The 26,834-nt window shown below is 52.8% G+C and carries 28 protein-coding genes, 1 tRNA gene and 1 pseudogene; 9 read left to right on the top strand and 21 right to left on the bottom strand.

Going from position 1 to position 26,834, the window contains the following annotated elements:
* On the top strand, window positions 1-1,590 hold the full coding sequence (yejF, locus tag C4F37_RS03630) for a microcin C ABC transporter ATP-binding protein YejF (protein ID WP_106106701.1): 1,590 nt from the start codon (window positions 1-3) through the stop codon (window positions 1,588-1,590).
* 3 nt (window positions 1,591-1,593) lie between these two features.
* Here yejF and C4F37_RS03625 read toward each other — a convergent pair whose 3' ends face one another.
* The 3 genes from C4F37_RS03625 to rsuA form a co-directional block, all read right to left on the bottom strand.
* Window positions 1,594-1,938 carry a YejG family protein gene (locus C4F37_RS03625; protein WP_000188242.1) on the bottom strand — a complete coding sequence of 115 codons (345 nt, stop codon included), beginning with the start codon at window positions 1,936-1,938 and terminating at the stop codon, window positions 1,594-1,596.
* Between the two features lie 332 nt (window positions 1,939-2,270).
* Window positions 2,271-3,461, bottom strand: a complete 1,191-nt coding sequence (gene bcr, locus C4F37_RS03615) for a multidrug efflux MFS transporter Bcr (RefSeq protein ID WP_000213379.1) — start codon at window positions 3,459-3,461, stop codon at window positions 2,271-2,273.
* Window positions 3,462-3,488: 27 nt separating this feature from the next.
* Entirely contained in the window at window positions 3,489-4,184 is a 696-nt protein-coding gene (rsuA, locus tag C4F37_RS03610) for a 16S rRNA pseudouridine(516) synthase RsuA (RefSeq protein ID WP_001234850.1), read from the bottom strand.
* Window positions 4,185-4,333: 149 nt separating this feature from the next.
* Between rsuA and C4F37_RS03600 the strand changes: the two genes are divergently transcribed.
* Both C4F37_RS03600 and rplY read left to right on the top strand, forming a co-directional pair.
* The gene (locus tag C4F37_RS03600) at window positions 4,334-6,094 is read left to right on the top strand and encodes a DEAD/DEAH box helicase (protein WP_106106700.1); all 1,761 of its coding nucleotides are present in this window, start codon (window positions 4,334-4,336) and stop codon (window positions 6,092-6,094) included.
* Between the two features lie 124 nt (window positions 6,095-6,218).
* Entirely contained in the window at window positions 6,219-6,503 is a 285-nt protein-coding gene (gene rplY / locus C4F37_RS03595; protein ID WP_000494186.1) for a 50S ribosomal protein L25, read from the top strand.
* A gap of 138 nt (window positions 6,504-6,641) precedes the next feature.
* Here the strand turns inward: rplY and yejK are convergent, their stop codons facing one another.
* Window positions 6,642-7,649, bottom strand: coding sequence for a nucleoid-associated protein YejK (gene yejK / locus C4F37_RS03590; protein WP_000050789.1), 1,008 nt, complete (start codon window positions 7,647-7,649; stop codon window positions 6,642-6,644).
* 181 nt (window positions 7,650-7,830) lie between these two features.
* Between yejK and C4F37_RS03585 the strand changes: the two genes are divergently transcribed.
* The 3 genes from C4F37_RS03585 to C4F37_RS03575 all read left to right on the top strand — a co-directional run bounded on the left by C4F37_RS03585 (window position 7,831) and on the right by C4F37_RS03575 (window position 9,989).
* Window positions 7,831-8,058, top strand: coding sequence for a YejL family protein (locus C4F37_RS03585; RefSeq protein ID WP_001135667.1), 228 nt, complete (start codon window positions 7,831-7,833; stop codon window positions 8,056-8,058).
* A gap of 19 nt (window positions 8,059-8,077) precedes the next feature.
* Window positions 8,078-9,838, top strand: coding sequence for an LPS biosynthesis-modulating metalloenzyme YejM (yejM, locus tag C4F37_RS03580; protein WP_001539003.1), 1,761 nt, complete (start codon window positions 8,078-8,080; stop codon window positions 9,836-9,838).
* Window positions 9,839-9,912: 74 nt separating this feature from the next.
* A tRNA-Pro gene (locus C4F37_RS03575) sits at window positions 9,913-9,989 on the top strand.
* 101 nt (window positions 9,990-10,090) lie between these two features.
* Here the strand turns inward: C4F37_RS03575 and C4F37_RS27495 are convergent.
* Window positions 10,091-10,888: pseudogene (locus tag C4F37_RS27495) on the bottom strand (autotransporter outer membrane beta-barrel domain-containing protein).
* A 319-nt stretch (window positions 10,889-11,207) separates the two neighbouring features.
* Here C4F37_RS27495 and narP point away from each other — a divergent pair.
* Window positions 11,208-11,855: a nitrate/nitrite response regulator protein NarP gene (gene narP / locus C4F37_RS03555; protein WP_001113641.1), complete on the top strand. Its 648-nt coding sequence runs from the start codon at window positions 11,208-11,210 to the stop codon at window positions 11,853-11,855.
* Between the two features lie 34 nt (window positions 11,856-11,889).
* Here the strand turns inward: narP and ccmH are convergent, their stop codons facing one another.
* Genes ccmH through napF form a run of 15 tightly spaced genes read right to left on the bottom strand, consistent with a single transcriptional unit; the run spans window position 11,890 to window position 24,029 of the window.
* Window positions 11,890-12,942 carry a cytochrome c-type biogenesis thiol:disulfide oxidoreductase CcmH gene (ccmH, locus tag C4F37_RS03550; RefSeq protein WP_001211564.1) on the bottom strand — a complete coding sequence of 351 codons (1,053 nt, stop codon included), beginning with the start codon at window positions 12,940-12,942 and terminating at the stop codon, window positions 11,890-11,892.
* Window positions 12,939-13,496 carry a thiol:disulfide interchange protein DsbE gene (dsbE, locus tag C4F37_RS03545; protein ID WP_000824456.1) on the bottom strand — a complete coding sequence of 186 codons (558 nt, stop codon included), beginning with the start codon at window positions 13,494-13,496 and terminating at the stop codon, window positions 12,939-12,941. The genes ccmH and dsbE overlap by 4 nt, the downstream gene beginning before the upstream one ends.
* Complete coding sequence (gene ccmF, locus C4F37_RS03540; RefSeq protein WP_000982446.1) at window positions 13,493-15,436, bottom strand: cytochrome c-type biogenesis heme lyase CcmF; 1,944 nt, start codon at window positions 15,434-15,436, stop codon at window positions 13,493-13,495. Before ccmF ends, dsbE begins: the two co-directional genes overlap by 4 nt.
* Window positions 15,433-15,912, bottom strand: coding sequence for a cytochrome c maturation protein CcmE (gene ccmE / locus C4F37_RS03535; protein WP_001026418.1), 480 nt, complete (start codon window positions 15,910-15,912; stop codon window positions 15,433-15,435). Before ccmE ends, ccmF begins: the two co-directional genes overlap by 4 nt.
* Complete coding sequence (gene ccmD, locus C4F37_RS03530) at window positions 15,909-16,118, bottom strand: heme exporter protein CcmD (protein WP_000186540.1); 210 nt, start codon at window positions 16,116-16,118, stop codon at window positions 15,909-15,911. Before ccmD ends, ccmE begins: the two co-directional genes overlap by 4 nt.
* Window positions 16,115-16,852, bottom strand: coding sequence for a heme exporter protein CcmC (gene ccmC, locus C4F37_RS03525; protein ID WP_001295447.1), 738 nt, complete (start codon window positions 16,850-16,852; stop codon window positions 16,115-16,117). Before ccmC ends, ccmD begins: the two co-directional genes overlap by 4 nt.
* Window positions 16,853-16,893: 41 nt before the next feature.
* Window positions 16,894-17,556, bottom strand: a complete 663-nt coding sequence (ccmB, locus tag C4F37_RS03520; RefSeq protein ID WP_000971720.1) for a heme exporter protein CcmB — start codon at window positions 17,554-17,556, stop codon at window positions 16,894-16,896.
* Entirely contained in the window at window positions 17,553-18,176 is a 624-nt protein-coding gene (ccmA, locus tag C4F37_RS03515; RefSeq protein ID WP_000525586.1) for a cytochrome c biogenesis heme-transporting ATPase CcmA, read from the bottom strand. Before ccmA ends, ccmB begins: the two co-directional genes overlap by 4 nt.
* 12 nt (window positions 18,177-18,188) lie before the next feature.
* Window positions 18,189-18,791: a cytochrome c-type protein NapC gene (napC, locus tag C4F37_RS03510; protein ID WP_000528376.1), complete on the bottom strand. Its 603-nt coding sequence runs from the start codon at window positions 18,789-18,791 to the stop codon at window positions 18,189-18,191.
* A 9-nt stretch (window positions 18,792-18,800) separates the two neighbouring features.
* On the bottom strand, window positions 18,801-19,250 hold the full coding sequence (gene napB / locus C4F37_RS03505) for a nitrate reductase cytochrome c-type subunit (RefSeq protein WP_000835174.1): 450 nt from the start codon (window positions 19,248-19,250) through the stop codon (window positions 18,801-18,803).
* Complete coding sequence (gene napH, locus C4F37_RS03500) at window positions 19,247-20,110, bottom strand: quinol dehydrogenase ferredoxin subunit NapH (protein WP_001539009.1); 864 nt, start codon at window positions 20,108-20,110, stop codon at window positions 19,247-19,249. Before napH ends, napB begins: the two co-directional genes overlap by 4 nt.
* Window positions 20,097-20,792, bottom strand: a complete 696-nt coding sequence (gene napG, locus C4F37_RS03495; protein WP_000091291.1) for a ferredoxin-type protein NapG — start codon at window positions 20,790-20,792, stop codon at window positions 20,097-20,099. Before napG ends, napH begins: the two co-directional genes overlap by 14 nt.
* 6 nt (window positions 20,793-20,798) lie before the next feature.
* Window positions 20,799-23,285 carry a periplasmic nitrate reductase subunit alpha gene (gene napA / locus C4F37_RS03490; protein WP_000778067.1) on the bottom strand — a complete coding sequence of 829 codons (2,487 nt, stop codon included), beginning with the start codon at window positions 23,283-23,285 and terminating at the stop codon, window positions 20,799-20,801.
* Window positions 23,282-23,545 carry a chaperone NapD gene (napD, locus tag C4F37_RS03485; RefSeq protein ID WP_000557384.1) on the bottom strand — a complete coding sequence of 88 codons (264 nt, stop codon included), beginning with the start codon at window positions 23,543-23,545 and terminating at the stop codon, window positions 23,282-23,284. The genes napA and napD overlap by 4 nt, the downstream gene beginning before the upstream one ends.
* Window positions 23,535-24,029, bottom strand: coding sequence for a ferredoxin-type protein NapF (gene napF, locus C4F37_RS03480; RefSeq protein WP_000686730.1), 495 nt, complete (start codon window positions 24,027-24,029; stop codon window positions 23,535-23,537). The genes napD and napF overlap by 11 nt, the downstream gene beginning before the upstream one ends.
* A 108-nt stretch (window positions 24,030-24,137) precedes the next feature.
* On the opposite strand from napF, the gene C4F37_RS28210 reads away from it, so the two are divergent.
* The gene (locus C4F37_RS28210) at window positions 24,138-24,302 is read left to right on the top strand and encodes a hypothetical protein (protein WP_001296243.1); all 165 of its coding nucleotides are present in this window, start codon (window positions 24,138-24,140) and stop codon (window positions 24,300-24,302) included.
* A gap of 113 nt (window positions 24,303-24,415) precedes the next feature.
* Window positions 24,416-24,925 (top strand): serine protease inhibitor ecotin, encoded by a 510-nt coding sequence (gene eco / locus C4F37_RS03470; protein WP_000712252.1) that lies wholly within the window; start codon window positions 24,416-24,418, stop codon window positions 24,923-24,925.
* Between the two features lie 139 nt (window positions 24,926-25,064).
* Here eco and mqo read toward each other — a convergent pair whose 3' ends face one another.
* Window positions 25,065-26,711 carry a malate dehydrogenase (quinone) gene (gene mqo, locus C4F37_RS03465; protein WP_001539011.1) on the bottom strand — a complete coding sequence of 549 codons (1,647 nt, stop codon included), beginning with the start codon at window positions 26,709-26,711 and terminating at the stop codon, window positions 25,065-25,067.
* Between the last annotated feature and the right edge of the window lie 123 nt (window positions 26,712-26,834).

Raw genomic sequence — 26,834 nt, 5'->3', positions numbered from 1 at the left:
ATGACGCAAACTCTGTTAGCGATTGAAAATTTGTCAGTGGGTTTTCGCCATCAGCAAACCGTACGTACAGTAGTCAATGATGTTTCACTACAGATTGCGGCTGGCGAAACGCTGGCGCTGGTAGGTGAGTCTGGTTCAGGTAAGAGCGTTACCGCGCTGTCAATTTTACGCCTGCTCCCTTGCCCGCCGGTTGAATATCTCTCCGGCGATATTCGTTTTCATGGCGAATCGCTGCTTCATGCCAGCGATCAAACGTTGCGCGGTGTACGCGGTAATAAGATCGCCATGATTTTTCAGGAGCCGATGGTGTCGTTAAATCCATTACATACCCTGGAAAAACAGCTTTATGAAGTGCTTTCACTCCACCGCGGGATGCGTCGGGAAGCGGCTCGTGGCGAAATTCTTAACTGCCTTGATCGCGTCGGTATCCGCCAGGCGGCAAAACGGCTGACAGATTATCCGCATCAGCTCTCCGGCGGCGAACGCCAGTGGGTGATGATTGCGATGGCGCTGTTAACGCGACCGGAATTATTAATTGCCGATGAACCAACCACCGCGCTGGACGTCTCTGTCCAGGCGCAGATTTTACAGCTGTTGCGCGAACTGCAAGGCGAGCTGAATATGGGCATGCTGTTTATTACTCATAACCTCAGCATTGTCAGAAAACTGGCCCACCGCGTGGCGGTAATGCAAAACGGTCGCTGTGTCGAGCAAAATAACGCTGCTACGCTATTTGCCTCACCCACTCATCCTTACACACAAAAGCTACTCAACAGTGAACCATCTGGCGACCCGGTGCCATTGCCAGAACCTGCCTCAACGTTGCTAGATGTTGAACAGCTTCAGGTTGCCTTCCCCATCCGCAAAGGGATTTTGAAGCGCATTGTGGATCATAATGTGGTGGTGAAAAACATCAGTTTTACGCTACGGGCGGGTGAAACACTGGGTTTAGTGGGCGAGTCCGGTTCCGGGAAAAGCACGACGGGACTGGCGCTGCTGCGACTGATTAATTCTCATGGCAGCATCGTCTTTGACGGTCAGCCACTGCAAAATTTAAATCGCCGCCAGCTGTTACCTATTCGTCATCGCATTCAGGTGGTATTTCAGGATCCAAACTCCTCACTCAACCCACGACTCAACGTTTTGCAAATTATTGAGGAAGGCTTACGGGTTCACCAGCCGACGCTTTCTGCCGCACAACGCGAACAACAAGTGATAGCCGTGATGCATGAAGTGGGATTAGATCCTGAAACACGCCACCGTTATCCGGCGGAGTTCTCTGGTGGTCAGCGGCAACGTATTGCGATTGCCAGGGCGTTAATTCTTAAGCCCTCGCTGATCATTCTTGATGAACCAACATCATCACTCGACAAAACGGTGCAGGCGCAAATATTGACGCTATTGAAATCATTGCAACAAAAGCATCAACTGGCCTATTTGTTTATCAGCCACGATTTGCACGTTGTCCGCGCGTTATGTCATCAGGTTATCGTACTGCGACAAGGGGAAGTAGTGGAACAAGGACCGTGCGCGCGCGTGTTTGCCGCACCGCAGCAGGAGTATACGCGTCAGCTACTGGCGTTGAGCTGACGCTTAAAAAGGATTGTAGTTTGAAAAGGGTTCGGCAATTGCCACACCAAAATTTTTCAATCGGCATGTTGCAGCAAATTCGTCCTGGCGATTTACAAACAGGCACGGCTCACCTTCACACTCCAGCACCGAACATGGAACTTCGATGTCGCTTAACGCCTGGCTTAGTTTGTACATCACCGACCATGCATTATCACCATCCGGGCTAAGCAATTTAAGCGCCACCAGGCTGTTGTCACCGCACGGTCCATTTTGCGGAATCGGTTCAACCTTCGAACCTGCGAAACCAGCAGACCAGCGATAGTTCTGCGGCAGTCGATGGACGATTGAGAGTTGTAATGGAGTCACTTATTTTCCCCGGAAGCACATTTATTTCACAGTTTATTTACATCAACTTTAACACATCATCAACAATCCGTCTTTATACAGATCGTAAAGATTGATGCCTCGCCAGCGTGGCCTCTATGGCTCTGATTTAAATAATATCTGCGGGCGTGGTCACGTTTGCGGGGCTATATGTACCCGTTTCTGCGATCTAACTCAACCTTTTTAACTACAATGATGTGACTTTTTACATAAATTGATTTTACATAAAATATACATACATCGGGGGAATGATAGATTTGTGGTTGACATGTATCAACAAAGGAAGCCTTTTAGCTTCCTCGTTGTGCAATAGATCACCGTTTTTTCGGCCGACTGGCGTACAAACAGAAGAGAATGGAACTGGTTGCGCAGAATGCAATTGACCAAATCATCGGCCATGCAGAGTTAAAGGTCGCAAGAGAAAGTAATGCGCCAACAATTGCCCCTATGCCGAAACGGAAGGTTCCTGCCAGCGAAGATGCCGTTCCCGCCATATGGGGAAACTCATCAAGAATGACCGCCATCGCATTGGATGACACCATCGACACGCAGCCCACAAACGCCGCAACGCCAACCACCAGCGACCAGAATCCCAGCCCCAGCAGCGCGCTAATGACCATCCACGCTGCCATAATAAACTGTATCCACAACCCCGAGCGGAACATATTTAACGCGCCAATACGGCGGACGAAGCGGCTGTTAAAGATGGTCATCACGAACAGAAAAAGAATGTTTAGCGCAAAGTAATAACCAAAGTTTTCCGGCGCGACGTGGTTGATTTCAATGTAGACAAACGGTCCGGCGCTTAAGAATGAGAACATCCCGGCAAAGCTGAAACCGCTGGCCAGCATATAACTCAGGACACGCTTATGACGGAACAGCGCCGCAAAGTTACCAATAGTGGTACGAATGTGAAAAGGCTGGCGACGCTCCGGTGGTAAGGTTTCTTTGATCAGAAAGAAGATCATTGCCGAAGCCAGAATCGCCGCCACGGCGAGGATCCAGAAGATGTAATGCCAGCTCAGCCACACCAGCACCCAGCCGCCAACTATCGGTGCCATCAGCGGTGCAATGGTCGTCACCAGCATGACAAACGACATCATCCGTGAGAACTCTTCTTTCGGGTAGATATCACGCATCAAAGCGTTGATAACCACGCTGGCCGCAGCCGCAGCCAGCCCGTGGAAGAAACGCATCACAATCAGCTGATCGATGGTTTGCGCCAACGCACACGCCACCGCGGCGGCGGCAAACACCAGCGTACCGCCAAGAACCACCGGCTTACGCCCGAAGCTGTCTGCCATCGGCCCGTAGATTAACTGCCCCAACGCAAAGCCCAGAATATAAGTACTCAGGGTCATCTGCGTACTGCCCGCCGGTACACCAAACTGCGCTGAAATTACCGGTAGCGCAGGCAGATACATATCAATCGACAGCGGCATCAACATGGCCAGCAGGCCAAGGATAAAAACAATAGCAAACGACGAATGCTGTCGGGTGGTCACAACGGGCTCCTGAAAGTCATTGAAAAGTTAGACGACGCTGGCAATTTCTTCTTCAGTTAACGGACGATATTCACCGGGGGCTAAATCAGCATCCAGCGTAATGCCGCCAATACGTTCACGATGCAGCTCAACCACATGGTTACCCACGGCGGCGAACATGCGTTTCACCTGATGATAACGCCCTTCGCTGATGGTCAGACGAACCTGCGTTGGGGTAATCACTTCCAGCACCGCCGGCTTAGTGAGATCTTTTTCGTTATGCAGCTGCACGCCTTTAGCAAATTGCTCTGCCGTATCGTCAGCTACGGGTGATTCCAGCGTCACCAGATAGGTCTTCTCGCAATGATGGCGCGGGGAAGTAATGCGGTGCGACCACTGACCATCATCTGTCATTAGTACCAGACCGGTGGTATCGATATCCAGACGCCCTGCAGCGTGCAGTTTCCACGCTACCGGTTCATCAAGAAAATAGAGCACCGTTGGGTGATCCGGGTCGTCCGTGGAGCAAACATAGCCCTGAGGCTTATTGAGCATGAAGTAACGTGGACCGTGTTGCTGCGCCAGCGGGTTGCCATCGTAAGCGACATCATGTTCAGGGAGCAGTTTGAACGCTGCATTACGGACGATTTCGCCATCGACGGTGACACGATTGCCGCGGATTTCACGCCCGGCAATAGCACGGCTAACGCCGAGTTGCTGTGCGATAAATTTATCAAGTCGCATGTGTGTGATTTTGCCTGTAAAAAACGGAGGTCGGGTAATGACCCGAAAATCTGAACTGTTGTCTGCCCAGTATAGCGGTCTAATAACTTCCCTCAAGGGAAAAAGATCCGTGGCATACTATTAGCAGAATAATCTACCTACGCGAGACCATGATTTTTACACTCCGCCCATATCAGCAAGAAGCCGTGGATGCCACGCTCAACCATTTTCGTCGTCATAAAACCCCTGCCGTAATCGTGCTGCCCACCGGTGCAGGTAAAAGCCTGGTGATAGCGGAACTGGCGCGGCTGGCGCGTGGTCGCGTGCTGGTGTTGGCACACGTTAAAGAACTGGTGGCACAAAACCATGAAAAATATCAGGCGCTGGGGCTGGAAGCCGATATTTTTGCCGCCGGGCTAAAGCGCAAAGAGAGCCACGGTAAAGTGGTATTTGGCAGCGTGCAGTCGGTCGCCCGTAATCTTGATGCCTTTCAGGGTGAATTTTCGCTGTTGATTGTCGATGAATGCCACCGTATTGGTGACGATGAAGAGAGCCAGTATCAGCAAATCCTCACTCACCTGACCAAAGTGAATCCCCACTTACGCCTGCTGGGGCTGACTGCCACGCCTTTTCGACTGGGCAAAGGCTGGATCTACCAGTTCCATTATCACGGCATGGTACGCGGCGATGAGAAAGCCCTTTTCCGTGACTGCATTTATGAGCTGCCGCTGCGTTATATGATTAAACACGGCTATCTGACGCCGCCAGAACGGCTGGATATGCCAGTAGTGCAATACGATTTCAGCCGCTTGCAGGCACAGAGTAACGGACTGTTCAGCGAAGCCGATCTCAACCGCGAGCTGAAAAAACAGCAACGCATTACGCCACACATCATCAGCCAAATCATGGAGTTTGCTGCAACGCGCAAAGGGGTGATGATTTTCGCCGCGACGGTCGAACACGCAAAAGAGATTGTGGGATTACTGCCTGCCGAAGATGCAGCACTGATTACTGGCGACACACCCGGCGCTGAGCGCGATGTATTAATTGATGATTTTAAAGCCCAGCGTTTTCGCTATCTGGTCAACGTCGCGGTACTGACCACCGGATTTGACGCCCCGCACGTCGATCTTATCGCCATTCTGCGCCCTACCGAATCGGTGAGTCTTTACCAACAAATTGTCGGGCGCGGCCTGCGCCTGGCCCCCGGCAAGACTGATTGCTTAATTCTTGATTATGCGGGTAACCCTCACGATCTCTACGCGCCGGAAGTTGGTACACCGAAAGGCAAAAGTGACAACGTTCCGGTACAGGTTTTCTGCCCTGCCTGCGGTTTTGCCAACACCTTTTGGGGGAAAACGACTGCCGACGGGACATTGATTGAACACTTTGGTCGTCGCTGTCAGGGATGGTTTGAAGATGACGACGGACATCGCGAACAGTGTGACTTCCGTTTCCGTTTTAAAAATTGCCCGCAATGTAACGCAGAAAATGATATTGCCGCCCGCCGTTGCCGCGAGTGTGATACCATTCTGGTTGACCCGGATGATATGTTAAAAGCGGCGCTACGACTGAAAGGCGCGCTGGTATTACGCTGTAGCGGCATGTCTTTGCAGCATGGGCACGACGAAAAAGGCGAATGGTTGAAAATCACCTATTACGATGAAGACGGCGCGGATGTGAGTGAGCGTTTCCGTCTGCAAACGCCCGCCCAGCGAACTGCCTTCGAGCAGCTTTTTATCCGCCCGCATACGCGCACACCGGGCATCCCGCTGCGCTGGATCACCGCCGCCGATGTCCTCGCCCAGCAAGCCTTATTGCGACACCCGGATTTTGTCGTCGCCCGCATGAAAGGCCAGTACTGGCAAGTGCGTGAAAAAGTGTTCGATTACGAAGGTCGTTTTCGTCGGGCGCACGAATTACGCGGTTAATGGTAGTTTTGATTGATGTATAAGGCGATTGAGTATAGAATCTCGCCCGCTTTTGCATACGCAAAGCAGATCACTTACCTGTTGCTGGGTCGCCTGTAGCAGGATTAATTTAAGAGAGAAAGAAATGTTTACTATCAACGCAGAAGTACGTAAAGAGCAGGGTAAGGGTGCGAGCCGCCGCCTGCGTGCCGCTAACAAGTTCCCGGCAATCATCTACGGTGGCAAAGAAGCGCCGCTGGCTGTCGAACTGGATCACGACAAAGTCATGAACATGCAAGTTAAAGCTGAATTCTACAGCGAAGTTCTGACCATCGTTGTTGACGGTAAAGAAATCAAAGTTAAAGCTCAGGACGTACAGCGTCACCCGTACAAACCGAAGCTGCTGCACATCGACTTCGTTCGCGCTTAATTGCTGAATAAGTTGTAAAAAACCCCGCTCCGGCGGGGTTTTTTGTCTCTGCAAATTATGCCTGATTACGGTATCGCTATTTTTTGCAGGCCAGATAAGGCGTTCACGCCGCATCTGGCATTCAGAACACAAAACCGATTAATTGCCGCCAGACGTCCGGCGCTGCAATTGATCGCGCAAGTTCGGCGGCGTGCCTTTAATGGTCAGGGTATCGGTTGCTGGATCCCAGAAGATGCGTTCACCTAACAGCATCGCATCAAAGTTAATAGTCAAGCCACCGCCGCTACCGGCAAACTTCGTCAACTGACGCAGTGTGCTACGGTCTGCCGGGAAGCTCTCTTCCAGTTCGTAGCCTTTTTCAGCCGCAAACTCCGTGAAGCTCACTTCGCTGACGCCTGCCAGCTCTTTCGACAGCGATTCCAGTTCAATCTCTTCACCTGCCTGCAGCTGCTCATTACAGTAGCTATAAACCTGCTGGCGCACGTTCTGTCGCTCTGCTTTATCCAGTTGTGCTTCGGCAGTGAAATCATCGACCGCTTGCAACAGCCCACGGTTTTGCGCTTTCGCGTTTAACCCTTCGCTGGCACCGAGGAAATCCATAAAGAAATCCGCCACTTTGCGCCCTACTCGCCCTTTCAGGAAAGTGAGATAGCGGGTCGACTCTGGATTGGTTTCCCACTCGGTTAAATCGATACGCGCAACAATATCCGCATGATTGATATCAAGATAATGGGTTGGGTTGATGTCGAGATTTTCGTTAACACGCATACTGCTCAGGTTGCTCAGAACTGCCACCAGCAGATACTCCACCGCCAGATAGCGATAGTGGCAAAACAGCACGAATCCACCGTCAGCAAAAGGATATTTCGCTAATTCGTCACGCAGGCGACCGGTTGCCGCGCGGCTAAATGCCAGAAAGTCCTCTTCGCCCTGACGCTGTAAGCGCAGCGTCTGCGCCAGTTCACTCTCTTCGCTAAACAAGCCGTAAGCTTTATTTTTGGCGCTATAGACCCGATGCAGTTCTGCCACCATCTCAACGACGGTTTCCGTCGGTTCCAGCAATGAATCGCGCAACACCAGCTCAAGGTTCTGCTCATCACGCTTGATAAGCTGGTGCAGAGCAATCTGGTTGATATCCAGACTCATGATAAACTCTCCTTTAAGACCGGGCGGTATTCAACCACCGCCGGTTAAGCGACGCAATAAAAGATGGCGGTCATTTTACAGAAGGCAGCGTAACGAGAATGATTTAACGCATAAAAAAGCAGAAAAAAAACCGTTGCTACGGTAATATGTTGCCCTTTCATCAACTAACTGATTTCGATTTATGCCACAAATTTCCCGCTACAGTGATGAACAGGTTGAACAATTGCTCGCAGAGCTGCTCAACGTACTGGAAAAACATAAGGCTCCGACCGACCTTTCCCTGATGGTGTTAGGCAACATGGTCACTAACCTTATCAACACCAGCATTGCCCCGGCCCAACGCCAGGCAATTGCCAACTCTTTTGCCCGCGCCTTACAGTCCTCTATCAACGAAGACAAAGCGCACTAAGGGAAACAGATAACAGGTTATGGTAACTCATCGTCAGCGCTACCGTGAAAAAGTCTCCCAGATGGTCAGTTGGGGGCACTGGTTTGCACTGTTCAATATTCTGCTTTCGCTCGTCATTGGCAGCCGTTACCTGTTTATCGCCGACTGGCCGACAACGCTTGCTGGTCGCATTTATTCCTACGTAAGCATTATCGGTCATTTCAGCTTCCTGGTGTTCGCCACCTACTTGCTGATCCTCTTCCCGCTAACCTTTATCGTCGGCTCCCAGAGGCTGATGAGGTTTTTGTCCGTCATTCTGGCAACGGCGGGAATGACGCTATTACTGATCGACAGCGAAGTCTTTACTCGTTTCCATCTCCATCTTAATCCCATCGTCTGGCAGCTGGTTATCAACCCAGACGAAAATGAGATGGCGCGCGACTGGCAGCTAATGTTCATCAGTGTGCCGGTTATTTTATTGCTTGAACTGGTGTTTGCGACGTGGAGCTGGCAAAAGCTGCGCAGCCTGACGCGTCGTCGGCGCTTCGCGCGCCCGCTGGCCGCATTCTTATTTATCGCCTTTATCGCCTCGCATGTGGTTTATATCTGGGCCGATGCCAACTTCTATCGCCCGATCACCATGCAGCGCGCTAACCTGCCGCTTTCGTACCCGATGACGGCACGACGTTTTCTTGAGAAGCATGGCCTGCTTGATGCGCAGGAGTATCAACGCCGTCTTATTGAGCAAGGCAATCCAGACGCCGTTTCCGTTCAGTACCCGTTAAGCGAACTGCGCTATCGCGATATGGGCACCGGGCAGAATGTGCTGTTGATTACTGTCGATGGCCTGAACTACTCACGCTTCGAGAAGCAGATGCCTGCGCTGGCAGGTTTTGCTGAGCAAAATATTTCGTTCACGCGTCATATGAGCTCCGGCAACACTACAGACAACGGCATCTTTGGCCTGTTTTATGGCATCTCGCCAAGCTATATGGACGGCATTTTGTCGACCCGTACGCCTGCGGCGTTAATTACTGCGCTTAATCAGCAAGGCTATCAGCTGGGGTTATTCTCGTCAGATGGCTTTACCAGCCCGCTGTATCGGCAGGCATTGTTGTCAGATTTCTCGATGCCGAGTGTACGCACCCAATCCGACGAACAGACCGCCACGCAGTGGATCAACTGGCTGGGCCGCTACGCACAAGAAGATAACCGCTGGTTCTCGTGGGTCTCTTTCAATGGCACAAACATTGACGACAGCAATCAGCAGGCATTTGCACGGAAATATAGCCGAGCAGTAGGCAATGTCGATGACCAGATCAACCGCGTGCTCAATGCACTGCGTGATTCTGGCAAACTGGACAATACGGTGGTGATTATCACTGCCGGGCGGGGTATTCCGCTGAGCGAAGAGGAAGAAACCTTTGACTGGTCCCACGGTCATCTGCAGGTGCCATTAGTGATTCACTGGCCAGGCACGCCGGCGCAGCGTATTAATGCGCTGACTGATCATACCGATCTGATGACGACGCTGATGCAACGCCTGCTACATGTCAGCACACCTGCCAGCGAATATTCGCAAGGTCAGGATTTGTTCAACCCTCAACGCCGCCATTACTGGGTTACCGCCGCGGATAACGATACGCTGGCAATTACCACCCCGAAAAAGACGCTGGTGCTGAACAATAACGGTAAATACCGCACTTACAACTTACGTGGTGAAAGAGTGAAAGATGAAAAACCACAGTTAAGTTTGTTATTGCAAGTACTGACAGACGAGAAGCGTTTTATCGCTAACTGATTAATTATAAATCAGTTAGCAAAATATCTTACTTGCAATCGGTGTGGAAAACGGTAGTATTAACAGCCACGAGTCGGCACGTAGCGCAGCCTGGTAGCGCACCGTCATGGGGTGTCGGGGGTCGGAGGTTCAAATCCTCTCGTGCCGACCAAAAATCCCAAGAAAACCAACCTATTGCGGTTGGTTTTTTTATATCTGCATTTAATTCGATAAACAGACAGCGACACATCACGACCTGTTTATTTTCTGTTATCAGAACGTCCAGACTACACCCGCCTGAGTTGTGCTGCTTTCTTCACGGGAGAAACGACTATCGATACCGAGCGTCAGGCCCGTCAATGTTTGCTCAAAGCCAGCTCCCGCATCAGTGTTCACGTTGTTGCAGCTGTTAATTGCCGAACTCCACATCGCCGTATCGTAATTAACGCCTTTTACGCTACCAAGACGCCCACGCACGGTGTCCAGTTCTGCATCAAATACCAGCGGTTGTGCTGCCGCCATATTCAGCACATCCGTGGTTGAAGGGGGCATTTGTACGCGATTCTCTGCGAGACTCCAGCTATGGTTGCCATTATCCAGCAAGGTATATTCATACGTACTGATATCAACAACGCTTCCGGCATTGCCCAACGTAAATGCCGCATCACCGCGCCCTCCTTTAATCGTGGGATCAGTCGCCGCGCCATAAACCTGTAGCACTCCATTATTGATCGTAGTCTGGTTTACCGCGCCACCCATTTGAACAATTTGATAACCATCATTTAATACTGAGTATTCTGCGGTGCCATTTATTTCAATGTACTGATATCCCCCGTTAATTTCAGTATTACTACTTACACCTAATTCTTATATATGCTGTTCTCCGCCAGGATTGATTTTCGTATTATTGGCGGTCCAATAAACCAGCTGGATATCTTTTTCCAGGACAACACCATCAACTGTCTCACCATACTCAACAGTTAATGCCAATGCTATGGGTGAATATAACGCTGTAGCCACCAGAACAGATATTGCGGAACGACAAAGAGAAACAGAACCAGATTGGTGCATTAAGCTTTCATCCTATGAAATTAATTGCTGTTAAAAGCATTGGGGACAGAAAATACCCATAGCTCCATACCCGGAGTCAGTTTTTAAAAACTGTTTAAAGAAATGCACAAGTATTGTGATTGATTTTTTAGTTGTTTTTCCTGATGAGAAGCTGATGCAAAATTCCGTCTTTATAATGAAGATGATGCCAAAGCGAACGACAAAGTTGTAGTTTTCACTACATGTCCATACATAAAATGGGGTAACATTCACGCGCCTGGTAGCGTTACCAACGCTACGCTCAAACATAATGATTCTAATAAAACCTCAGGAGACTACTATGCCTGAAGCAACGCCTTTTCAGGTGATGATTGTGGATGATCATCCACTTATGCGACGCGGTGTTCGTCAGTTACTGGAGCTTGATTCTGGCTTTGAAGTGGTCGCCGAAGCGGGCGACGGCGCAAGCGCGATCGATCTGGCGAATAGACTGGATATCGACGTGATCTTGCTGGATCTCAATATGAAAGGCATGAGTGGCCTGGATACCCTCAATGCCTTGCGCAGGGATGGCGTTACCGCGCAAATTATTATCCTGACCGTATCAGATGCCTCCAGCGATGTCTTTGCACTGATAGACGCAGGCGCAGACGGTTATCTGTTGAAAGACAGCGACCCGGAAGTGTTACTGGAAGCAATTCGTGCCGGAGCGAAAGGCAGCAAAGTCTTTAGCGAACGCGTCAATCAGTACTTACGTGAACGTGAAATGTTTGGCGCGGAAGAAGACCCCTTCAGCGTGCTGACAGAACGCGAGCTGGATGTTCTGCACGAGCTGGCACAGGGGCTGTCAAATAAACAGATTGCCTCGGTGTTGAATATTTCCGAGCAGACAGTAAAAGTCCATATTCGCAATCTGCTGCGTAAACTCAACGTCCGCTCACGCGTGGCGGCCACCATTCTGTTCCTGCAACAACGCGGGGCACAATAAAAATAGCCCGATGGCATCACCATCGGGCCACTTTTTATTTACTCTCCTGCGGCGACAAATGTTGCATCGCCTGCGCGATACTACGTTCGATCACCGCACGGCGAGTATCGTTGGCAGGTAAGAGTTTCAACATCATCTCCCACGCGGCAACGGCTTCGCCAAATCGTTGCTGCTCAAAGGCATTAAATGCATACATGCTTAACACACGGATATTGCTATGGTCCGTTCTCACCAACTGGCGCAGCAGTTCGCCGCCGAGGCGGTTGTCGTTGGGATCAGATGAACGTGTCAACGCTTCAGCGTATCCCAGTGCAGCATCGCTGTTTTTCGGATCGAGGCGATACGCAGTGGCGTATGCATCGGTGGCGATACTGGCGTTACCCAGCGCCATGCCAACGCGGCCCAACATAATCCAGCCTTCTATATCTCCCGGATTTTTTTGCAGTTGAGTACGCATCCCCAGCGCAAGGCGCGACATCTCTTCTTCGTTGAGCGGATCGGCTTTCGGATCCAGCGCCCTGTCCAGTAACGCCGGAGCCTGTGCCGTGGCCTGCTGCCAGATTTTCACCTGCTGATAATTGCCAGTCTGGTAGTAGCTGACGCCAGCCACAATTAACGCCACCACAATACCCGGCAGATAAACAATATATCCGGCACGCTTACCTTCCGGCACGCTTTGTTCTGGAAACGCTTCCGGCACCACGCGTACCCGACGCCGCGAACGGGCGTATATGACCCAACCGCCAATGCCAATAGCCACTACTGGCAGCACCCACAGCAGCACGGTCAGCGGCGTTAACGGCGGATCGTAAGTGACGAAGTTGCCGTAACGCGCCACCATATAATCGACAATCTCTTTCTTACTTTTGCCTTCCTGCATCAGTTCATACACTTTCTGGCGCAGGTCGGTGGCAATCATCGAGTTGGAATCGGCAATGCTGTTGTTCTGGCATTTCGGGCAGCGCAGTTCTTCAGTGAGCTGACGGAACTGTTGTTCCTGTGCTTCATCTTTAAACTGCAACACGTCGATAGTCGCCAGCGCTGAGCCGGAGATCATCAGCATCAGCACGCCCAATAAAAACCTCATTGTGCGGCCTCCTTACTGTATTTCTCCCACAGTGGCTTGATCTCTTCTTCCCAGACGCGAGGATTGAGATCGCCCGCATGGCGATAGCGAATGATGCCGTTGCCGTCAATAAGGAACGTTTCTGGCGCGCCATAGACACCGAGATCCAGCCCTAACATGCCGTCGCCATCAAACAGGCTTAGCGCGTAAGGATTGCCCAGCTCTTTCAGCCAGCTGATTGCCTTCTGGCGATCGTCTTTATAGTTCATGCCGACCACGCGGATGCCCTGCGCAGAAAGCTGATTCAGATATTGATGTTCCGCACGGCAGGTCGGACACCAGGTCGCCCAGACGTTAAGCAGCACCGGTTTGCCCTGAGTCAGCACATCCGCCTGATAAAACTGCCCCGGATTGTCCAGTGATTCGAGGCGAAACTTCGGCACTGGCTTGCCAATGAGCGCCGATTCCAGATTGGTCGGATCATCCCCTTCGGCATTACGCGCCAGCTGCCACAGTAGCGCCGTGGCAATCGCCAGGAAGATAATCAACGGAATTAACAATACTTTGCGCTTCATACAGCCTCCGGCGCAGTTTTCTGCGGGTTCACGCGCTTACGATAGCGAGGATCAAACAGGCACAGCAGCCCGCCCAATGCCATCATCAGCCCGCCCGCCCAAATCCAGCGAACAAACGGTTTGTAGTAAAGACGCACGGCCCACGCGCCGTTTTCCAGCTCTTCACCGAGCGCGGCGTACAGGTCACGCGTGATGCCGCCGTCAATCGCCGCTTCGGTCATCATCGACCCGGCAGTGTTGTAATAACGTTTTTCCGCATACAGCACCGTTTCCGGCTTGCCATCGCGCGTTACGCCGATAGTCGCCACACCGCCACGCCAGTTCGGGCCAGTCACCTCTTTGACATCACGGAAGGTGAAGCGATATTCATGAATATCGACACTATCGCCGGACTTCATGCGCACATCACGCTCAACGCTATAGTTCTGGCTAAAGGCAATACCAACAATTGTCACTGCCAGCCCCAGGTGAGCCGCCACCATTCCCCAATAACTGAAGGTGGTTTTCGTACCGCGTGAAATACGCAGCGCAGCTTCCGCAATTGCCAGCACCGCAATCCAGCAGGCCATTGCCAGGCCGAGCACCGTCATCGCCACAACTTTGCTTTCGAACAGCCACGGCAGCAGCAGCGACAGCACCAGCGTTGAGATGAAGGCGATAATCAATAAATTGCGGATTTTACGTGGGCGATCGCGCCCCCAGCGCACCAGAGGACCGACACCAAGCAGCAGCGCAAACGGCACCATCAGCCAGGTAAACATGGTGTTGAAGAACGGTTCGCCAATCGAAATGCTGCCCAGTCCCAGTTGCTTGTGCACTAACGGCAGCAGCGTCCCCAGTAATACCACCAGCATCGCGGCGACCAGCAAAACGTTGTTCGCTAACAGCAGAGATTCCCGCGACCACAGCGCATTGTTTACGCGTGAGCGAACTTTGTGTCCACGCGCGGCAAACAGCAGCAGCGAACCACCAATCACCAGTACCATAAAGGCGAGGATAAACATACCGCGTGCCGGATCAGAGGCAAACGCGTGTACCGATACCAGCACGCCGGAACGCACCAGGAAAGTCCCCAGCAGACACAACGAGAAGGCACTGATTGCCAGCAGTAATGTCCACGCTTTGAAGCTGGCGCGTTGTTCAGTGACCGCCAGTGAGTGCATCAGCGCAGTCCCCACCAGCCACGGCATAAACGAGGCGTTTTCTACCGGATCCCAGAACCACCAGCCGCCCCAGCCGAGTTCGTAATAGGCCCATGCGGAACCGAGCACAATGCCGAGCGTCAGGAAGATCCACGCAGCCAGCGTCCACGGACGAGTAAAACGCGCATAAGTGCTGTCCAGACGCCCACTCAACAAAGATGCAATGGCAAAAGCAAACGCCACCGAGAAACCGACGTACCCCATATAGAGCAGAGGCGGGTGGAAAATTAGCCCCGGATCCTGCAACAGTGGGTTAAGATCGCGCCCTTCAATCGGGAAATTCGGCAGCGTGCGTGAGAACGGGTTAGAGGTAAAGAGAATGAACAGCAAAAAGCCGACACTGACCATCCCCATTATCGCCAGTACGCGGGCAACAATATCCAGCGGAATACGCTGACTAAAAATCGCTACCGCAAAGGTCCAGCCGCTCATCAGTAGCACCCACAGCAGGAGCGAGCCTTCATGCGCGCCCCAGGTAGCCGCCACGCGATACCACACCGGAAGCTGGGTATTGGAGTTGCTGGCAACATAGGTGACGGTAAAGTCGTTGACCACGAAAGCATTGACCAGCACCAGAAATGCGCCAGCCACAGACATAAACAGCAGCCAGGCAAACAAGCGGGAAGACGCCATCATGCGCGCGTCCCCGCGCGCCACGCCCCATAGCGGATACACGGACAGCAGCAGCGCAATTCCTAGCGCCAGACACAGCAGCCCGTTACCAATTTCTGGCATCATGATGCTGGGTCCTTATAAACACTCGCCGGGCGACGGTGGTTAGCTTCCATCGCTTTCTCAACTTCTGGCGGCGTGTAGTTTTCATCGTGTTTCGCCAGCACTTCTTTCGCGAGGATATGATTGCCTTTTTCCAGTTCGCCCTGCACCACAACGCCCTGCCCTTCACGGAACAGATCCGGCAAAATGCCTTCGTAAGAGACATCTACTGAACCTTCAGCGTCGTAAATGGTGAAAGTTACTTTTAGCGAATTGGGATCGCGCTGCACACTCCCCGGCATCACCATCCCGCCAACGCGCAGACGCTGACCGACTTCCGGCATCTGCTGAGTTTCACGCTTGCCGTAGAGAATCTCCCCCGGCGTATAAAAGAGATCAATATTCGAGCGCAGCGCATATAGCACCAGACCGATAGTCAGCGCCAGCCCCGCCAGCACGGCACAGGCAATCCACAAGCGGTTTTTACGGCGAATATTCATGCAGCCTCCTGCTGTTGCGCAGCACGTAAACGCGCCTCACGCGCCCGCTGTTGCGCCACGCCACGCAGAATTGCGCGATGTTGCATCACCGAGTGCACGACCAAAACCACCAGCGGAATAACGGTCATCACCACCGCCAGCCAGACAAAAAAGGCGTAACCGCCCATTGCGAAAAATTCATTCCAGGAAGCAAATGCAGGGGTCATTTACGGCCTCTTTTCAGTATCAGTTCACTCACCCACGGACGGCGTTTTTCCATCAGCAAAATCAAATTACGCATCCGCATCAGCGTCAGCGTGGCAGACAGGAGCAGGAAGCCAAAAATCGACCAGCGCAGCGGCGAACGCATCGCCGGATCGATACTTTGCTGCATCCGCGTTGATCCCTGATGCAGGGTGTTCCACCACTCAACGGAGTAATGAATAATCGGCAGATTCACCACGCCAATCAGCACCAGGATACCTGCCGCACGGCCAGCCAGACGACGGTCGTCGAAGGCGTGCCACAGGGCAATGACACCAACATACAGAAACAGCAGCACCAGTTCAGAAGTCAGACGTGCATCCCATACCCACCAGGTGCCCCACATCGGTTTTCCCCATGCAGAGCCGGTAACCAGGGCAATAAAGGTAAACACGGCACCAATGGGGGCCATCGCCGCCACCGCCAGGTTGGCCATTTTCATCTGCCAGACCAGGCCAATAAACGCTGCCACCGCCATTGATGCATAAATGCCCATCGACCAGATCGCCGCAGGCACATGCAGGTAGATAATGCGGTAGCTATTTCCCTGCTGATAATCAGCCGGAGCAAAGCCGAATCCCCAGATCCAGCCGACGGTAAGCACGACCACACTGGCAATTGCCAGCCACGGTATAAACCAGCCACAGATTTGATACAGCCGTGGTGGGATCGCCAGTTGATGCAGTGTTTTCCACATAGTTTCGATACCAGACTCGAACAAAAATCAGTAATCCAGCGTTATTGAATGCTGATTCGTAACGCTGCCGCCGTCGCAAAAGGACTTAATGTCGCGGTGCCTGCCAGCAACGCGCCTAAAATTGCCAGATACCCATCAACGGGCAAATGCATAGAAGCCGCGTCCATCGCGGCGGTGGCAAAGATGAGTAATGGGATAGTCAGCGGTAACACCAGTATGCTGAGCAGCACACCACCGCGCTTAAGTCCCACTGTCAGCGCCACGCCCGGCGCACCAAGAAAGCCAAGCGTAGGGGTTCCCAGCAGTAGCGTTAACGCCATCACTTGCCAGCCATAAACATCCATTCCCAGTAGCATTGCTACCAGGGGCGAAAGGATGAGTAACGGCAGACCGGTTACCATCCAGTGCGCCATCACCTTCGCCAGCACAGCGGCGGGCAAGGGTAACGGCAACAACATCAATTGTTCAAGACTGCCGTCCTGCAAATCGTCACGGAACAGTCGCTCGAGTGCCAGCAAGGATGAAAGCAGCGCAGCAACCCAGATAATGCCCGGCGCAATACGCGCCAGCAGTTGCGGCTCCGGACCGATACTGAGCGGAAAAAGGGTAATTACAATCAGGAAGAACCACAGCGGGTTGGCGATTTCGGCGCTATGGCGAAACGCTACGCGCAGCTCAAGACGGAAAATGCGCCAGAACATCATGCGGCCCCCGTTTGCGTCAGTGAAATGCGGCGAATTTTACTTTCAGCAACGTTGAGCGGCTGGTGGGTAGTCAGAATCACAATCCCCCCCTGCTCCGTATGCTGCGCCATACGCTGGGTCAGACGATCGACGCCGTTAACGTCAATCGCGGTAAAAGGCTCGTCGAGTATCCATAACGTGGCACGGGTCAGCCACAGACGCGCTAAAGCGACGCGGCGTTGTTGCCCGGCAGAAAGTTGATTTACAGGAATATCTTCGAATCCGGCAAGCCCGGCCTGCGCCAGGGCTTCCAGACATTGTGCGGTATCGCCATCGCGATGATAAAAGTGCAGATTTTCTAACGCCGTCAGCCGGGTTTTGATCCCCGGCTGATGGCCTATCCATAACAGGTTTTGATGGTAGCTGTCGCGTACCTGATGCAAGGGCTGCCCTTGCCAGAGAACCTCGCCTGCGTCAGGGCGAGACAACCCCGTCAGCAAACGGAGAAGCGTTGTCTTCCCCGCGCCGTTGCTACCGGTGATTTGTACCCACTCTCCTGCGTTCAGCGTAAATGATAAACCACTAAATAAGGTTCGTTCATCCCGCTCGCAAAGTAACTCTCTGGCTTCAAGCATACCCACGCAATAACCCTGTTAAAAACCTGGCTCGACTTCACGCATGTCGGGCAGCTTGTGCGCTATCCCTTTATGGCAATCAATACAGGTTTGCCCATCTTTCACCGCCTGGTCATGCATCTTCGCGGCAACCGATTTCTGGGCGGTTGTATCCATATACTCGAAGTTGTGACAGTTACGGCACTCCTGCGAGTTGTTGTCCTTCATGCGCCGCCACTCATTCTGTGCCATCGTCAGGCGATGAGCTTCAAATTTCTGCGGCGTGTCAATAACGCCAAAAATTTTACCATACAGCTCTTTACTTGCTTTGAGCTTGCGTATCATCTTTGGCACAAACTCGTGCGGAACGTGACAATCCGGACAGGTCGCACGGACGCCGCTACGGTTGTTGTAGTGCACGGAATCCATGTATTCCTGATACACCGTGTTACGCATTTCGTGGCAGCTAATGCAGAACTCTTCGGTATTGGCTTTTTCCATCCCGGTGTTAAAGCCGCCCCAGAAGACGATGCCGCCGACAAAACCGATCAACAGCAGCGTCCCTAGCGCCAGACGGCTGGGGGTACGCCACCATTTCCACAGGCGCTTAATCAGACCAGGCTTACGGTCAGAATTTCCCATAATAACCTCTTATTTCCCGTAACCTTTTGATGGGGTAAAGGTATTCCCCACGATTGGCGCGGTATCGGCCTGCGGTACGTGACATTGCAGACAGAAATAACGACGCGGAGCCACTTCCGCGCCCACTTTGCCGTCGCTGTCCATAAAGTGAGTAGGACTAATGCGCGGCGCGCCAGTGGTGCGATAACTTTCGACACCGTGGCACTGCAAGCAGCGGTTGGTATTGGTCGTTACCTGATAACCTTCAACGCTATGCGGGATCATTGGCGGCTGATTCACATAGTTCAGCGGCATCCGATCCTGCTCTTTTGGCATCCGAATGGCCCCTTCCTGCGTCCCGGATACTTCCGGCGACTGGCTAAAATCGACGCCATTAGCCGCCCAAACCGCGCCGCTTACCACCAGGGCCAGCATCGCCGTCCATTGACACAGCGCTTTCTTCAGGTCATGGCTTTTCATGATTTCGCTCCCGAACTCCATCGTGTAGTTATTGTAAATACATCCTCAGAACAGACATCCACGCAGCGACCGCACGTCATGCAATCGCGGCTGGTGACCTGCACCGGGCTTTGTTCATCCAGCACCGGGGCACGTAGCACATGCGGTTCCGGGCAAACATGAAAACAATCCATACAGCGGTTACATTTCTGCCGATCGGTGGCCGCAACGGTAATCACACCTTTGCTACCCAGCACGCCATACAGTGCACCAACCGGACAAATGTGCCCGCACCAGCCGTGTTCAACGACCAGTAGATCAAATAAAAACAGCGCGAGAATAAGCAGCGCGCCGCTGCCGAAGCCCATTACCAGGCTACGCCCCATCAGAGAAACGGGGTTGATCCATTCCCAGATGAACGTGCCAGTTAAGGCCGATCCCACCAGAATGACCACCAACAGCACGTAGCGAATATGGCGAGGGATCGTCGCAGACTGATTGAGGTCAAATCGTCTGCGTAACCAATTTGCTAAGTCGGTAATCGGGTTCAGCGGACAGACCCAGCTGCAAAATAATCGCTTTCCTGCCAGGGCGTAGAGCACTGTGATAATCACCGCACCGGTCAACGCCACCGTGGCAGGCAGATGACCGCTGGCAAGACTTTGCAGTGTCATCAGCGGATCGGTCAGTGGAACGGTGTCGAATAACAGGCTACTGCTGTAGTTGCCGTGCAAGATCCACACACCAAACCACGGACCGCTCAAAAACATCCCCAGCACGAAGAACTGACAAAGGCGACGTAACACTAACCAACGGTGACTGCGCCACCAGCCTTTTTTCTCCAGCGCCTCGCGCCCGGCGTCACGTTTACGATTTGCCATTGTTCCCCTCCAGCCAGCCGAAGCGGTAATGGTGACCTAACTCCCCTTTCGCCAGTGACAGCGGTAACACCTTGATTGCCGGTTGTTCCAGCACGCACACTTTTTCGCACTTACCGCAGCCGGTACAGGCGTCGCTGTGAACCGTCGGCAGAAAGCGGGCGTGCTTACCGGTACGCGTGTTGCGCTCCAGCTCCAGGGTGATGGCCTCATCAATTTTCGGGCATTCGCGATAACAAACATCGCAGCGCAGCCCCTGAAAGTTGAGACAGTTTTCCTGGTCCACCAGTACCGCCAGCCCCATCCGCGCGTCGTCGATCGATTCGATCTCACGATCCAGCGCACCGCTCGGGCACACTTTGGCGCACGGAATGTCCTCACACATTTCGCAAGGAATATCCCGTGCGACAAAATATGGCGTGCCCGCCGACAGACCAGAGGCCAGGGTCGCCAGTTTTAAGGTGTCGTAAGGGCAAGCCTGAACACACTGACCGCAACGCACACAGGCACTGGCAAAGGCGTTCTCGTTTATGGCTCCGGGCGGGCGCAACCGCACGCCAGATGCGCGTGCGGTTTGCTGTTGTAACCCCAGCGCCACACCCACGGCAGCCAGCCCGCCTGCTGTGCGAACGACATCGCGCAGAAAGCGGCGGCGACCATTTTGAGGTTTCGCTGACCGGGACATAATGGCTTACACCTTCTCCAGTTTGACCGCGCACTTCTTGAAGTCCGTCTCTTTCGAGAGCGGATCGGTCGCGTCCAGCGTCAGTTTGTTAACCAGCTGTGCGGCGTCGAAGAACGGCATGTACACCAGGCCCTGCGGCGGACGGTTACGACCGCGCGTTTCGACAATCGAGATCACTTCGCCACGGCGAGAAACCACTTTCACTTTGTCGCCACGACGCAGATCGCGCGCTTTCGCATCCAGCGGGTGAATAAACAGGACCGCTTCAGGGAAGGCGCGGTGCAGTTCCGGTACACGGCGAGTCATACTGCCGGTATGCCAGTGCTCCAGGACGCGTCCGGTAGAGAGCCACAGGTCGTACTCTTCATCCGGTGCTTCCGCCGCCGGTTCGAACGGCAGCGCGAAGATCACCGCTTTGCCATCCGGTTTACCGTAGAACTTGTAGCCTTCGCCCGCTTTCACGTACGGGTCGTTACCTTCGCTGTAACGCCACTGCGTTTCTTTACCGTTCACCACCGGCCAGCGCAGGCCGCGTGCTTTGTGGTAATCATCGAACGGCGCGAGATCGTGACCGTGACCGCGACCAAACCATGCGTACTCTTCGAACAACCCTTTTTGCAGATAGAAGCCCAACTCGCGGGATTCGTCATTCAGCTGATCTTCCGCCAGTTCGGATACCGGGAATTTGCTCACTTCCGGAGTGGCATACAGAACCTCATACAGCGTTTTGCCACGCAGTTCAGGTTTCTTCGCCAGCAACTCTTCCGGCCACACTTCTTCAGTTTTGAAGCGGCGGGAGAACTGAACTAACTGCCAGAGATCCGATTTCGCTTCGCCCGGTGCCTGTACCTGCTGACGCCAGAATTGAGTACGGCGTTCGGCGTTACCGTAAGCCCCCTCTTTTTCTACCCACATTGCGGTCGGCAGGATCAAGTCGGCTGCCAGCGCACTGACCGTCGGATACGGATCGGAAACGATGATAAAGTTGCGCGGATCGCGCCAGCCCGGCATACGCTCTTCATTAATGTTCGGTCCGGCCTGCATGTTATTGGTACACATGGTCCAGTAAACATTCAGTTTGCCGTCTTTCAGCGCACGGTCTTGTGCCACCGCGTGCAGACCGATTTTCGCCGGAATGGTGCCACTCGGGATATTCCACTTCTTCTCGCAAATATCACGATGTTTCTCGTTAGTCACCACCATGTCCGCAGGCAGACGGTGAGCAAAGGTGCCCACTTCACGCGCAGTACCACACGCGGAAGGCTGCCCGGTCAGGGAGAACGGACCGCAACCCGGCTGGGAAATTTTGCCGGTCAGCAGGTGCAGGTTGTAGACCAGGTTGTTGGCCCATACACCACGGGTATGCTGGTTGAAGCCCATCGTCCAGTAGGAGATGACTTTCTTGTTCGGATCGGCATACAGCTGCGCCAGTTGTTCTAACTGGTCTTTCGGCACGCCGGTCATTTCGGCGGTTTTTTCCAGCGTATATTCAGCAACGAAGGCTTTGTAATCTTCAAAGCTCATTGGTTCGGAGGCGTCAGAACCCGGATTCTTCGCTGCTTTTTCCAGCGGATGGGTCGGACGTAAACCGTAGCCGATGTCCGTCGCCCCTTTGCGCAGGTTAACGTGTTTGCTGAAGAAGTCCTGATTTATCGCATTGTTTTGAATGATATAGTTGGCGATATAGTTCAGGATCACCAGGTCAGATTGCGGCGTAAAGATGATGCCGTTATCCGCCAGCTCGAAGCTACGATGCTGGTAGGTAGAAAGCACCGCCACGGTGACGTTCTGGTTAGAAAGACGACGGTTAGTGATGCGCGACCAGAGGATCGGGTGCATCTCCGCCATGTTTGCGCCCCACAGCACAAACGCGTCAGCCTGCTCGATGTCGTCGTAGCAGCCCATCGGCTCATCCATACCAAAGGTACGCATAAAGCCAACTACTGCCGACGCCATACAGTGACGCGCGTTCGGGTCGATGTTGTTCGAACGGAAGCCCGCTTTAAACAGCTTGGACGCGGCATAACCTTCCCAGATAGTCCACTGACCAGAACCGAACATACCGATCGATTCCGGCCCTTTTTCTTTCAGGGCGGTTTTGAATTTCTCTTCCATCACATCGAAGGCCTGATCCCAGGTGATTGGGGTAAATTCGCCTTCTTTGTCATATTTACCGTTTTTCATACGCAGCAGCGGCTGCGTCAAACGGTCTTTACCGTACATGATTTTGGGCAGGAAATAGCCCTTAATGCAGTTCAGGCCACGGTTAACCGGTGCGTCCGGGTCGCCCTGACAGGCCACCACACGCCCCTGCTGCGTTCCGACCAGAACGCCGCAACCCGTACCGCAGAAACGGCACGGCGCTTTATCCCATTTAATGGCTTCCTGCTGACCAACAACGGCGCGGGCAACGCCCGGCACGCTGAGACCGGCAGCCGCCGCAGCGGCCGCAACGGCGTTAGCTTTCATAAAGCTACGACGACTGAGTTTCATGGTGTTTCCTCACCTTGCTCTTCCTGCTGGTGATAAACCAGCGACACCGCCAGCACGCCCTCTACGTTGCGTACTGACTCAATGGTTTGGATCAGCGTTTCGCTGTCTTCTGCTTCCACCACCACAATCAACTGACCGCTCGGCGCGTCGCTGACAGCAACTTCACAGCCGGTAAAGGCGTTCAGTTGGGTGCTGATGTCTGAAATTCGTTCGCTTTTGGCCTGCACGACCAGGCTGCAAACTTGCCAGTTAGTGTGCATGGAGATACTCCGCAGTTATGGCTGATACCGGACAGCTGGCTGCACATGCTCCACATCCGTTGCAAAGTTGGCTATTAAGTTGCGGCTGGTAGATCCCGGAGAGCGTCGGGCGAAAGATAATTGCCATTGGCTCACAGCTATCCTGACAGCGGCGGCATTCAACTGACTGATACGCCAGGCAGGCTTCCCCGATAGTGAACTGCAAATCCCAGGCCCTGGTGTGGCGCGGAGAAAATAGTGATTCGGGGCAAGCCTGCGCGCAGGCGTAGCAGAAGCTGCACTCGTTATTTTTGAAATTAACGCTCGGATAACCACCCGCGCCGCGTTGCAGAATGTTGTTTTCACAAGCATTAATACAGGCGTCGCAGCGGGTGCAATGGGTCAGAAAATGAGATTCATCACCGGACCAGGGCGGACGGATACCGTTACTGGCTTTGCGCCAGCGACCAGTGAGTATGCCCCGACGGGATGCATCAATCTTCACATTGACCTTCCATCATTAACGCGCTCTGAAAATTGAGAGCGACCAAATAAACCGCATAATTAATAAGCCATTTTTATAGCCGCTAAGATATTAAAGGATGTGTCAAAGATGCATACCCCGATCGGGGTAAAACCTGTAGCAGGATCAAAAGAGTGGCGGGAAGCGTGGCAAAAACGGGCTTTTGCTCACATTTCAAATGGTTATAAACATATTTATATAGCGATTAATTCGCCAGAGATATTTCTGCTGGTTTGTTTTCTCATCAGAATTTAACACTAAAAGAGCAGGTAAAATTATCTGAATGTTCTTTAAGTTATTCATAAAGCAAATTAATAAATCTGATGAATATGTTAACCTTCAGCGACATCATCGGTGAAAACCTATAAATGAAGAAGGAAAGCAAAAAAATGAAGACCATTCTACCTGCAGTATTGTTTGCCGCTTTCGCCACCACTTCCGCCTGGGCGGCAGAAAGCGTCCAGCCACTGGAAAAAATCGCACCTTATCCACAAGCTGAAAAAGGCATGAAGCGTCAGGTGATTCAGTTAACTCCGCAAGAAGATGAATCTACCCTGAAAGTAGAACTGTTAATCGGTCAGACGCTGGAAGTCGACTGCAATTTGCATCGTCTCGGCGGGAAGCTGGAAAGCAAAACGCTGGAAGGCTGGGGCTATGATTATTATGTCTTTGATAAAGTTAGCTCGCCGGTTTCCACGATGATGGCCTGCCCGGATGGCAAGAAAGAGAAGAAATTTGTCACCGCGTATCTGGGCGATGCTGGAATGCTGCGTTACAACAGCAAGCTGCCGATCGTGGTGTATACGCCAGACAATGTGGATGTGAAGTACCGTGTCTGGAAGGCGGAAGAGAAAATTGACAACGCGGTTGTTCGCTAAACTGCTGTGAAGTGCTGCAACCTGTAGGCCGAATAAGGCGGTTACGCTGCATCCGACATCTAACGCCCGAGCCGGTTGCCTGATCCGACGCTGAAAGCATACGCCACATCCGGCAAACCATGCCGGATGTGGCACATCATTACAACGCAATATCCGCCACTTCTTTTTGAACGGGTTGCGGTTTCAACTGCGGTTTCGGCGTACTATCTACTGCCTGCGGCTTGTCGTATTTCAGCCCCAGCACTTCGCTGGTGTACTGCAACTCGCGTTCTGTTGCCGCTACATCACCGTTCAGCTTGCGTCCATAAGACGGAACGATCGCTTTCAACGTAGCCTGCCATTGCGGGCTGGAAACGCGATCGCCAAATACTTTTTCCAGCAGATTCAACATAATCGGCGCGGCGGTTGACGCCCCTGGCGATGCCCCCAGGAGCGCGGCAATGGTCCCTTGCTGGTCACTGACGACTTCAGTACCCAGACGCAGTACGCCACCTTTATCGGCATCACGCTTGATAATCTGCACGCGCTGCCCCGCTTGCCACAAACGCCAGTCCTCTTTTTTCGCCTGCGGATAGTACTCTTTCAACGCTTCAAAACGATCCTCTTCACTCAACATCACCTGACTCACCAGATATTTCACCAGATCGAAATTATCCAGCCCAACGTGTATCATCGGCATCACGTTAGAGGTGGTGGTGGAACTCATCAGATCCCACAATGAACCGTTTTTGAGGAATTTGGTTGAGAAGGTGGCAAATGGCCCAAACAGCACTACGCGTTTACCGTCAAGAACACGGGTATCGATATGCGGAACCGACATCGGTGGTGCGCCAACGGATGCTTTACCGTAAACCTTCGCCAGATGGTGATTAACCACGTCCGGGTTTTCCGAAACAAGGAACTGTCCACCCACCGGGAAACCGGCGTAGTCTTTCGCCTCCGGAATCCCCGATTCCTGTAACAGTTTCAGCGCCGCACCGCCCGCGCCGATAAAGACAAATTTGGCGCGGATGTTCTGTGCAGTGCCGTTTTTCAGATCGGCAACGGTGACGGTCCAGCTGTTATCGTCATTACGCTTTAGGGCGCGGACTTCGCTGCTGAGTTGCAGCGAGAAGTTAGATTTCTTCTGTAAGGAGGCGATCAACTGGCGGGTGATCTCGCCATAGTTCACATCAGTGCCAATTTCTGTGCGTGTTGCCGCTACTTTCTGTTGCGGATCGCGCCCTTCCATCACTAACGGTGCCCACTCTTTGATCTGCGCGTGATCTTCAGAGTAACGCATACCGCGAAACAGCGAGCTTTGTTGCAACGCGGCGTAACGGGCGCGCAGGAAATTAACGTTATCCTCGCCCCAGACAAAGCTCATATGCGGAACGGTATTGATAAATGAACGCGGAGTACGCAGCACACCGCGCTCGACCTGGTGCGCCCAGAACTGGCGGGAAATCTGAAATGCTTCGTTAATGGCGACTGCTTTTTCAATACTGATGCTGCCGTCGGCATTTTGCGGGGTGTAATTGAGTTCCATCAGTGCAGAATGCCCGGTTCCGGCGTTGTTCCAGCCGTTCGAACTCTCCTGCGCGACACCTTCCAGGCGCTCCACCATGGTCATCGACCATTCAGGCTCCAGCTCGCGTAAATAGGTCCCCAACGTGGCGCTCATAATGCCGCCGCCAATCAACAGTACATCAGTTTCCTGCTCCTCGGACGCTTTCGCTTTTGCCGCCATCGAAACGGCATTAAGCCCCACGGCCATCGAGAAGAGCATGGCAGTCACTTTTTTCATCTTGTTAATGCCTTACTTTTAGTCGCTTTATTGCAGGTGAGATTTGCGCGGCATCAACGGTAACACTTAAGTAACAACATTTAAATAATGTTTATAAATTATATTCTAATTTTAGAAACATTA

The organism is Escherichia sp. R1 (assembly GCF_003000935.1).
In the GTDB taxonomy this organism is placed as follows: Bacteria; Pseudomonadota; Gammaproteobacteria; order Enterobacterales; family Enterobacteriaceae; genus Escherichia; species Escherichia coli.
This window is presented reverse-complemented; position numbering and strand designations above follow the sequence as displayed.